An 11,388-nucleotide genomic window follows, 5' to 3' on the forward strand; every position below is an offset into this window, starting at 1 on the left:
ATTACTGAATGAACTATACAAATCTCAGAAAATAAGATATAAGTTTCGAATTTCAAAGTGCAGATAGACTTTCATAGATATTTTTGCCTTACTTACTTTATCCTCTTTTGTCCCTCTTTTGTCTCTCTTTTGTTTCTTCCTTTGTTTCTTCCTTTGCTCTTTCCTCCATTTTCTCCTTTTTAATTATTCCTTCAGCTGCCATAATCCCTGTAGCGGCAGCGTTGACTATATCCCTTGAAAGCCCTGCCCCGTCTCCTGCCGCAAAGAGATTTTTGATGCTGGTTTCCATTTGCCTGTTGACTTTCAGGTGCATTGCGTAGAATTTGACCTCAGGGGCGTACAATAAGGTCGAATCTGAAGTAACGCCTGGAATGATCTTATTTAAGATCTCAAGCCCTTCGATTATGTCCATAACTATCCTATGAGGCAGTGCCATTGAAATGTCGCCGGGTGTAACATCTTTGAGCGTATTTACAACAAGGTTTTTAGCAATGCGTTCTTTCGTAGAACGGCGGCCGCGCCTCAAATCTCCCATGCGCTGCAGAACAGGCTTTCCCCCTCCTATAGTGGTTGCGAGCTTTGCAATTGAACGGGCATATTTGGTGGTGTTTTCCATGGGCTCGGTAAGCTCGATTCGAACAAGAAAGGCGAAATTGGTATTTTCGGATTCCGTGTTTGCCATGGAATGACCGTTGGTTGCTATAAAGCTTTCATACTCCTCCTTTACAACAAAACCGCGCATATTTGTGCAGAAGGTCCGCACGAAGTCGTCATAACGTTGGCTCTGGATATGGAACTTGGGGTCGCGGTTGATTTTTGTCACGGGGTCCATAACGATTGCAGGGACTTCTACCCTTACCCCTATGTCAATTCCGCCGTACCTTGCTTCTATTCCGTGTTTTTCAATCATATCCGAAACCCAATTGCAGCCCCGTCTCCCTGGAGACAGCAGCACATAACCGGCACGGACTGCACTCCCGCCAGAGAGTATAATACCTCTGGAGGTTCCTTCTTCGATCAGCAGGTCCTTTACCTCGGTTTCAAGTAGAAAATCCACACCTTTGTTAACAAGGTCCTGTTTAAAGCGTCCTATAACTGCAGGAGCGTTATCCGAACCTATATGCCGCTGCTTAATTTCAATGAAGCGGGCTCCGACGGCTGCAGCCCTCCGTTTCAGATCTTCGATGTCCAGGCCTTCTGTAAGCAGGGCTCCTTGAGGTGCCCCGAATTTCATGAATACCTTATCCACTCTTTCCACGAGCTCCCAGGCTTCGGTCTGGTCTCCTGTCAGAGCTGCCAGGTCTCCTCCAATATCAGGCCGCAAGTTTAATGTTCCGTCAGAAAAAGTCCCGCAGCCTCCTACCCCGCACATAATATCGCAGGGCTTGCAGTGCATGCAGTAAGTCTGGGTTTTCATTGGGCACAGGCGTTTCTCGATATCCTTTCCCATGTCCACAATAAGGATTTTAAGCAGCCGATCCTCAGCAAGTTCGTAGGCTGCAAACATTCCTGCGGGTCCTGCTCCTATAATTATGACATCATAGTCAGAATTTATCTCCCCTCTCTCCGAAAATTTATCTTTATTATCCATGCGTAGCACCTTTTATAATCCCTGTAATCACTTTCGAATAATCTGAAATTTCCACTCTTAAGAATCTCCAGTTTCAGAATTTCCATTTTCAGGAATTGAAATCTCTGGAAGCTGTAAACAATTTTGAAAAAAATCTGTTCAAAACTCTCGTTTTAAACCCTCAAATTTCAAGTAAAACGCTTAATTAACCCCTTAATCGCTTTCTACGTGATTTTTATGCTGCAAAAGCACTCTTAGTTTCACCCATACATTAAATTTTTTCTTTACATGTATAGATGTCCTGAATCAAAGGAAACTGGAAAACATAAGTTATGAAAGATAAACAAAAGCCTGCGACAGAGGTAATCTTCGCAAACAATTCTTCCACTCAAACAATTCTTCCCTTCAAGCAATTTTCCCCTACCATAATCAGGTATGAAACTGTCCGTATAAAAAACTTCCATTTCGTTTAAAATAGAACTTGAAATAAATGTATATTTGGGCCAAGTACCAGATTAGAGAATTTAAGGTCTGAAATGCATTAAAAAGAAAATTCAGAAATTTATGGCCTTTTAAATTGTAATAACCCTATAACCTGCTGTATTTTTATTGAGAAAGCAATCAAAATTATATAATGCCGAAAAGAAATTCTATTAAACCTTAATCACACATTCTTTTTGAGGGCCTGATATCTTATTAATGTGATATTTCTGGTTAAAAGGGGGGAGTAACAGGTGTGGTAAATAAATCAACCATTTTTTTAGTGGCTGCTATCTTTCTTTTGATTGCTGCCCATAGCCCTGCATCTGCCAAGGAGATTATGGTAGACGACAATGGTTCAGGTGCAGATTTCCAATCGATTCAGGAAGCTGTAAATAGTTCATCTCCTGGAGATGTTGTTTTAGTTTCTCCAGGAAGTTATAATGAAAGTGTGGATATAGAGATACAGAACATAAGCATCTTTTCGGACTCTGAAGATCCTGAGGATACTACTGTTCGGGCTTTTAATATAAGCGCGAATAACACTATTATAAGCGGATTCAGTATAGAGGAAGTTTTAGCTTTACAGGGAAGTGGTGCCTATTATAACTATCCAGTTGAAAACTGTACTGTTAAAAATAACACTTTGAAATCGGGTATTGATATTAATGAATGTTACAATTCCACTATTGAAAGAAATGTGATTTTAAACTCAGGTATCAGTCTAAATAGCTTTGACGAAGCTAATTTTACAATCTCTGACAATCTAATTTTTAACGGAGGTATTGATATTTATCAAGGGCCAGATAATTGTACTTTGCTTAATAATACTCTTTTAAACGGTAGTATAAGGTTGACTGAATGCGATAATCACAAAATTCTTGGGAATTATATTTCAAACAGTCTACGATGTTCTGGAATTGGCCTCTGGGAATCTTATTCCAATGAAATCGAAAATAATACGGTTGTGAATTGTAGTAACGGCATCTCTATGGAATTTCTTTCATCACAGAATATAATTAACAATAACACCCTGACGACTTGTAGTGATAAAGGAATTTGGATCAAAGGCTCGGGAGGAGGAGGAAATTCGCTCTTAAATAACACCATTTCAAACAACAATATTGGGATATGGATGGGAGGAGATTCTTCGAATAATTTGGTTGCAAATAATAAAGTGGAGCTAAACAAGAAATATGGAGTATATCTCAACGAAGTCAGCTATGAGCTACCGCATAATAGAACGAACCAATTCCAGAACAATATTTTCAATAATACAGTCAACCTTTTTAACGACACAAGCAGCCATTATACTACAGAAGCAATAAACAATGGCGCCGGGATATTTACTGTTTCTTGGAATACTACAAAAACCTCAGGCACTAACATTTTAGGTGGCCCTTACCTTGGTGGAAATTTATGGGCAAAGCCCGATGGAACCGGATTTTCTCAAATCTGCGCTGATTCGGATGGGAACGGAATTGGTGACCTGCCTTACAATATAACCGATAATGATACTGATTATTTCCCTCTTGTATCTTCATCCAGATCAAAAGAAACAATAATCCCCGTTGCAAATTTCAGTACCAATATTACACATACTCTTGTCCCACTTGCTGTCAAGTTTACAGACTTTTCGAAAAATGCAACAGCAGTAGTATGGGATTTCAGCAATGATGGAATTCCTGACTCTACAGCGAGCACTCCAGTTTATGCATATACCTATCCTGGAAACTATACCATTAACCTGACAGTAAACAATACAAAAGGCATGGACTCAAAATCATCTACAGTAACAGCATCTCCTGCACAGCGTCTGGAAGGCAAACTTATCCTAACTGAATTTCAGATTACCGCCAATGAATCAGATGAGATAAAACCTGCCATCTACGGGGACAAAATAGTATGGCAGGGTAATCATAATGGAACTTATACTGTACATCTATACGATATATACACTTCTTCGGAAACTCCCATTGTCAGCAGCAACAATTCCGAACTTTACCCCGAATTTTTCCCTACTATCTATGATGACAGGGTTGTGTGGCGGGAATCCGGGAAAATAAACCTGTACAATCTCTCAACTTCTACCAAAACTCTGATTTCGAATGAATTGGGAATATATCCTGTTATCTACGGTGATAAGATTGTCTGGCAGGGTGAATGTAATGGAGATTGTATATATATGTATGATATCTCCAGCTCAAAGCAAGTTCGGATAACAAACAATAAATCAGCCTCTAATCAGCCTGCTATCTATGAAAACAGAATAGTGTGGGAGAGTCGCCCAACTGCCAATGGATCTTCTAAGATCTTTATGTATGATCTTTCGACTGAAAACGAAACTCAGATAATCACAGATGAATCCTATCAGCAATTTCCTGCAATCTACGGAGACAGGATTGTCTGGGAAGACTATCGCAATGGAAACAAGGATATCTATATGTATGATCTATCTACTGCCAAGGAGATCCATATAACCACCAGTGGATTAGCATTCGATCCTGCTATCTACGGAGACAGAATAGTATGGCAGGATAATCGCAACGATAAGGAATACATAGAGAACTCAGATATCTACATGTACGATCTCTCTACTTCTAAGGAAACTCAGATAACCACTTGTGGATCAGCAAGTTCTCCAACTATTTATGGGAACAAAATAGTGTGGGAGGATCGACGCAATGGAAATACCGATATCTATATGTGCATTATCTCGGAACAAGAGGAAAAACAAACTGTTGCAGGCTTACCTATATCCCCAACTTCTTGAAACAATCTCAATCGTGAAAGTCAACAGCAGTATCATAAACAAACCTTTAACGTTATTTCCTTTAAATAATGCAGAGAATAATGCAGAAACAAGGAGTAAAGGCTGTTAAAATACAAAACTAATGTCTTTAACCGCTTAAATGTAAGATAATTTCTCAACCTGCTTTACTTTTCTTGAAGAAAAGATTAAGATTATATAAAGCTCCTAAGATAATGTTTATTGACTCTTAAATAGCTGAAATTTTTAGGGTTTTATAGGGTTTTATAATTCGATATTTCTGATTTTAAAGGGGTGAAGTACAGGTGTGGGTAAATAAATTAACCATTCTTTTAGCGGTTGCTGTCTTTTTTATAATTGCAATTTATAACCCTGCATCCGCCAGGGAGATCACTGTAGATAATAGTGGTTCAGGTGCAGATTTCCAATCGATTCAGGAAGCTATAAACAATTCGTTATCAGGAGATCTGATTCTAGTTTATCCGGGTTTCTATAATGAAAGTGTGGATATAGAGACACAGAACATAAGCATCTGTTCTAAGTCTGAAAATCCTGAGGATACTACTGTTCGGGCTTTCAATGTAAGTGCTAATAACACTACTGTAAGCGGACTTAGCATACAAGAACAGTTAAATTTACAAAGTCCTGTAAATGACGCTTGGTATGATAAAATTGAAAATTGTACTGTTAAGAATAACATTCTGGGATCGGGTATTGGGGCTGATGAGTGTTACAATTCCACTATTGAGAAAAACGTAATCTTAAGCTCAGGTATTTTTATACTGGGCCCTGAAGGGGATTCTGATTTTACAGTTTCTGACAATCTAATTATTAACGGGAATATTGATGTTTCTCACGGACAATTTCAGTGTGTTCTGCTAAACAATACCCTTCTGAAGGGTGGCATAGGAGTAGGCGAAGGTTCTGGCTATACAATTCTCGGCAATTATGTTTCAAATGGGATGTATAACGGTTACGGAATTTTATTTTCTGAATCTTCTTCTAGTAAAATAGAAAACAATACGGTTGTAAACTGTACTAATGGTATCTTTCTAACCCGATTATCGTGGTCTAACATAGTTTACAATAATACTCTGATGTTTAATGACAAAGGAATTTATGTTGACTCAGGAGACAACTTATTTTTAAATAACACAATTTCAAAAAACAATATTGGGATACTGGTTGGCGGCACTACCATTGACCAGACAGGAGGTAGTTCACTCTTAAACAACACGATTTCAAACAACAACATAGGAATATCATTCGAAGATGATTCTTCTGGGAATCTGGTAACCAATAACAGGGTGGAGCTAAACGAGCAGTATGGAGTATATATCAACCACGTTTACTATCTAATGTCATATGATGGAAATAATCGGTTCTACAATAATATGTTCAATAATACAAACAATTTCTTTAACGATACAGGCAATTATACAGGCAATTATTATGTCGCAAAGGCAACAAACATTAGTTCCAGAAAAATTTCTGTTGCCTTGAATACTACAAAAACCTCAGGTAATAACATTGCAGGTGGATCTTACTTTGGTGGAAATCTCTGGGTAAAACCTGACGGAACCGGATTCTCTCAAACCTGCAACGACTGGGATTTAGATGGAATTGGGGACTCTATCTATATGGTCAGTGCGTATGATATTGATTACCTTCCTCTCGTCTCTATGTCCAGAGCTCGGCAGTCAGTGTTTCCTGTTGCAGATTTCCGTGCCAATACAACCGGTGGTTATGTACCACTTTCTGTTCTGTTTACAGACTTTTCGCAAAATGCAACATTCAGGACCTGGGACTTCGAGAATGATGGAATCATTGACTCTACCGATAAAGTACCAGTTCACGTATACCCTGTATCCGGTACCTATACTGTTAATTTGACAGTAAGCAATGCAAACGGCACTTCCTCGAAGTTATATCCGGTAACAGCATCCAATAGGCCTCAATACATTCTCAGGGAGACTCAGATCACCACAAACAAATCAAATCAGGTAAAGCCTGCTATTTACGGCGATAAAATAGTATTTTTAGATAATCGCAACAGATGGGAATATTATAATATTTACATTTACGACCTCTCTACTTCCAGGGAAACTCAAATCTCTACCGAGGTTTCACATTATGATTATGATATACGGCCTGTAATCTATGATGATAGAATAGTTTGGAAGGCGCATCGTAATAACAATGGAACATGGGAAAACTCCGGTATTCGTGTCTATAATCTGTCTACTTCTAAAGAAACTCAGATTACAAAAAGTGCAAGTGCATCTGATCCTGCTATTTATGGGGACAGGGTAGTCTGGACGGATGCTCGCAATGGAAATGGAGATATTTACATGTATAATCTCTCAACGGACAGGGAAACACGGATAACCGCAGATGAATCGAATCAGGATCATCCTGCTATCTATGGGGACAGAATAGTGTGGCAGGATTCTCGCAATGGAGAAGACTATAACCTTACCGACATCTACATGTACGATCTCTCAACCTCCACGGAAACCCGGATTACTGCTGACGACTCAGGTCAGTATTCTCCTGCTATTTATGAGGACAAAATAGTGTGGTGGGATTCTCGTAACGGAGGCTGGAATCTTTATATGTATGATCTTTCAACTTCTAAGGAAACTCAAATCACTACTAGTAAAGGCTATCAGGGGAACCATGCTATCTATGGTGACAGAATAGTATGGGTAGACGGTCGCAATAGAAATGCCGATATTTACATGTACGATCTTTCTACTCATACGGAAGTTCAGATTACTTCAAACAATTCAGAGCAGTCAGACCCTGCAATCTATGGTGACAGGATAGTTTGGACGGATCGGCGTAACGAATATACGCTGGATGCTGTTCCTGACATAATAAGTGGAGATATTTACACGTGTACTGTCTCGGGAATAGAGCCATCAATAAAGACACCAGTTGCTGACTTTTTTGCGAATATAACATCAGGAAACGCACCTTTAAGAGTACTGTTTACTGGCAACAGTACAGGTGCACCGATTTTCTGGCACTGGGACTTCGGAGACGGTATTAACTCAAAACATGCCTTAAACTCAACTCATACATTTACTGAACCGGGAAGTTACGACGTAAGCCTTACAGTAACGAATGAAAACGGCAGCAACACCTGGATCATTCCTGGATATATCACAGTCTCCAAAAGTAAATGAATATCTTAAATTGAAAAGTAAGTGAAAAACCGAAAATCAGTCAAAGAGTCAAGGCTAAGGGGTAAATCGGAAGCAATGGATCAAATCTGAAAAAGAGAATCCTTCTGATAAAACAAATCCTTAGTCTTGCTGGCCAGATTTGAGAACCATTATCAGGTCTGTTATTTTTCAGTTGACTTTCCTGATAATCAATCTCTTCAAAACCTTATTTCCATCCTTTTCATTATCGGATTCATTCTCTTTATTTTCGGAAATTTCAATCCAGAGCCGGAAGTTATAATCACTGCCTGCTCCAAGGTCCCTAATACGGATTTCAAGGGGTTTCTCTTTTATAGGCTCTTTTTTTCCTCTGAATTTCTGGTGAAACGTTTTTGCTGCAGCCTTTTCGGGGGCAGGGGCTGATACTACTCCTATCATTCCACCGTTTTCGTCCGTGGCAATGAAGGTTTTTTCCTTTTTTTCCTGTGCTGCTGAAGGTTCCTGTTTTATGGTTTCCCGCCTTAGCTGGCGCCTGACCCTATCTAGAGCGTCTCCAGTGTCTCGTTTTTCGGGAGCTGCTCCGGAAGCTCGGACTTCGGATAGGTGCTTTTCTTTTTTCTCAGTCGGGACATAAGGGGCTTTTCCCAGAATTTCGTGCAGGAGCATGATTGCAGCATGTTTGTCGAGGGGTTCGTTATTGTTTCCGCACTTGGGGGACTGGATGCAGCTTGGGCAGCCGCTTTCACAGGGGCAGCTTTCGATTGCTTTTAAGGTTCCGTCAAGCACCTGTTCTATCAGATCGTATCCTTTCTCAGCATATCCGACTCCTCCCCTATGCCCGTCATAAATGAATATCCCGCTTTTGTCTCCAAGGTCAGGGTGGGATGGAGTGGAAACCCCACCCACGTCGCTCCTGTCCACTAACAGGTGAAGAGGATACATGGAAATCATCGCATGCTCTACTGCATGAATCCCGCCCGCAAAATCCAGTTTATGCTCTCCTATCATCTCCTGTAACCTGTTAGGAAGCTTCAGCCAGAGAGCCATTGTCTGAAGGGTGACTGGAGGCATCTCAAGGTCGTGGATACTCATGGTATCGTTGCTCTGAGTCTGGATTTTCCTGTACCCGATTACCCTATCCGTTACTTCTACTTCCCCAAGCCCGACTTCAACTTCAGGAGCGTGCAGAAGAGATTTTACTGCATAGGTCTCCTGCACACGTACTGAAGAGTCGATCATGGGTTTCGTATAATAGGTGTCATGCGTTTTTACGGCATGGATCTCCTTCTTTTCATGGTCGATCCTGTTTATGTAGTAGGATTCTCCCCTGTGCATATAGATAGCACCAGGATGACACTCCCGAAAAGTCAGGGTTTCTTCGATGTCCTTTTCGATAGGGAAGCTCTTTTCCCCTTCAAAAGCAAGAAGAGAGTAAGTATTATTGTCTATTCCCCGGAGAGAGACGTGTTTGTACGGAAATGAATCCGTGGAATATTTCAGCCCGTCCCCTGTAAGCAGACCTTCAGCTTCCAGAAGTTCCACAACTCTTGGATAGCCCTTTCCAAAATATTTCTCATCGGAAGTCCGTAGAGGAATTTCTTTTGCTGCACAAAGCAGGTGCCCTGTCAGTATATACGGGTTTTTGGGATTAAGGACTGCGTTTTCACTACTTCTGGCAAAAAAGTCGGCAGGGTTTCTCATATAATACTGGTCAAGGGCGTTTGTGCCTGCTACCAGCACAACAAGGCTTTCGTTTCCGCTCCGACCTGCCCTTCCTGCCTGCTGCCTTGCGCTCATGACTGTTCCCGGATAGCCGTCCAGAATACAGGCATCAAGCCCTCCTATATCTATCCCGAGTTCGAGCGCATTTGTGGAAATAACCCCCCTGAGTTCCCCTGAATTCATTTTCCTTTCGATTTCTTCCCTTTCTCTGTCAAAATATCCGCTCCTGTACGAGCAGATCGCAGGAAAGAGATTTCTGTCCCTCAAAAGCTCTCTGCAGCTTTTATACATCCGTTCAACCCCCTGCCTGGATCGGGTAAAGACTAGAGTCTGAAGTCCTGCCCGTACAGACCTTGTAAAAAGGGAGGAAGCTTCGGCAAAGCTACTTCTCCTTAAAGTACAGCCCTTCTTGTTCAGATAAAGGGGTGGGTTCCAGAATACAAACCTCTGGCTGCCCTGCGAGGAGCCGTTATTCTCGACTACCTCTGCTTTCCGCCCAATCAGGGTCTCCGTATGGTCTTCGGGGTTTCCGATAGTTGCAGAACAGCAAATGAACTGTGGCGCCGCTCCATAATATTCAGCCACGCGCAAAAGCCGCCTGAGCAGGTTTGCCATATTGCTCCCTATAACTCCCCTGTAGTAATGGCTCTCGTCAACGACTATGAATTTGAGGTTTGAAAAAAAGCGCTTCCAGAGGTGGTGCCAGGCAAGAAAACTCATGTGGATCATTTCAGGATTTGTTAAAATCACATTGGTCTGCCCTTCTCTCACCTTTCTTTTCTGAGCCTCGTTCAGGGCGCCTGTGTAACGGGCTATGCCTGCACCTGATTTCAGCACCTCTTCGAATTCAAGAAAGGACTTTAACTGGTCATTTACAAGAGCATTTAAAGGAGAAATATAAAGAGCAGTTGCTTCAGGATTTTCCAGGACAGCTTCAAAAATAGGGGCCATGTACGTGAGTGACTTTCCGCTTGCTGTGGTCGTGCAGAGCACAATGTCTTTTCCTTCTCTGATTTTTTCTATGGTTTCCGCCTGGTGCGAGTACAGATCTTCGATTCCCGCTCGTGAAAGGGCAACTTTTACCTGTTTTTTTAGTTTAAGGGGTGCATAAAGGGCTTCCCTGGCAGGAATTTCCTCTATATGGACGATCTGGTTTTCATAGCGACTGGATGTTTTTATTTCATTCAGCAGGCTGAAGATGTTCATTTCTTGGCTCCGTTTTTTATTCATACTTTATTTTTTGGTCCCCTACTGATTGGTTTATATTTTGATCCTCGATTTTTCCGTAATAATATCTCGGGTAATGGACGTGGGTTCTTGAAAACCTTAAGCACAAGAATCTCTATATCTTTCAAAAAACGAGGGATGTACTTGTTTTTTCGGTTGAGAAATAACTCATGGACACGACCCGATTTTCCCCCAATTTTTTATTTTCCCGGTTCATCAAGATAAGGAGCAAGCGAGGAAAGAGCCTGTGTCCTCCTATACTCGGATTGAATCCCGCATGCCAGATTAAAGGCTTTTTCAAAAATTTCTTTTTGTCTGGATTCGTCAAGATATGGAAGGATAAATGAAAGGGCTTCGGGCCTCATGTCTTTATCTTTAAGATTGGAAGCTAATTTCAGGGATTCTTCCAGAATTTCTTCTTTTCTTTGTCCATTCAGATATGGGACAAG

4 protein-coding genes and 1 pseudogene are annotated in these 11,388 nt (G+C 41.1%); 2 read left to right on the forward strand and 3 right to left on the reverse strand.

The window, feature by feature from the left end; genetic code table 11:
- Window positions 1-97 precede the first annotated feature (97 nt).
- Window positions 98-1,591 (reverse strand): NAD(P)/FAD-dependent oxidoreductase, encoded by a 1,494-nt coding sequence (locus RG963_RS15255; protein WP_310577135.1) that lies wholly within the window; start codon window positions 1,589-1,591, stop codon window positions 98-100.
- Between the two features lie 715 nt (window positions 1,592-2,306).
- On the opposite strand from RG963_RS15255, the gene RG963_RS15260 reads away from it, so the two are divergent.
- Together RG963_RS15260 and RG963_RS15265 are read left to right on the forward strand one after the other, a co-directional pair.
- On the forward strand, window positions 2,307-4,823 hold the full coding sequence (locus tag RG963_RS15260) for a NosD domain-containing protein (protein ID WP_310577136.1): 2,517 nt from the start codon (window positions 2,307-2,309) through the stop codon (window positions 4,821-4,823).
- Between the two features lie 302 nt (window positions 4,824-5,125).
- Window positions 5,126-8,011, forward strand: a complete 2,886-nt coding sequence (locus tag RG963_RS15265) for a NosD domain-containing protein (RefSeq protein ID WP_310577137.1) — start codon at window positions 5,126-5,128, stop codon at window positions 8,009-8,011.
- A gap of 168 nt (window positions 8,012-8,179) precedes the next feature.
- Here the strand turns inward: RG963_RS15265 and RG963_RS15270 are convergent, their stop codons facing one another.
- Together RG963_RS15270 and RG963_RS15275 are read right to left on the reverse strand one after the other, a co-directional pair.
- Window positions 8,180-10,942 carry a DEAD/DEAH box helicase gene (locus RG963_RS15270; RefSeq protein WP_310577138.1) on the reverse strand — a complete coding sequence of 921 codons (2,763 nt, stop codon included), beginning with the start codon at window positions 10,940-10,942 and terminating at the stop codon, window positions 8,180-8,182.
- A gap of 197 nt (window positions 10,943-11,139) precedes the next feature.
- Window positions 11,140-11,388, reverse strand: a pseudogene (locus RG963_RS15275) (hypothetical protein); the annotation flags it as partial.

It is taken from the genome of Methanosarcina baikalica, from assembly GCF_031461075.1.
In the GTDB taxonomy this organism is placed as follows: domain Archaea; phylum Halobacteriota; class Methanosarcinia; order Methanosarcinales; family Methanosarcinaceae; genus Methanosarcina; species Methanosarcina baikalica.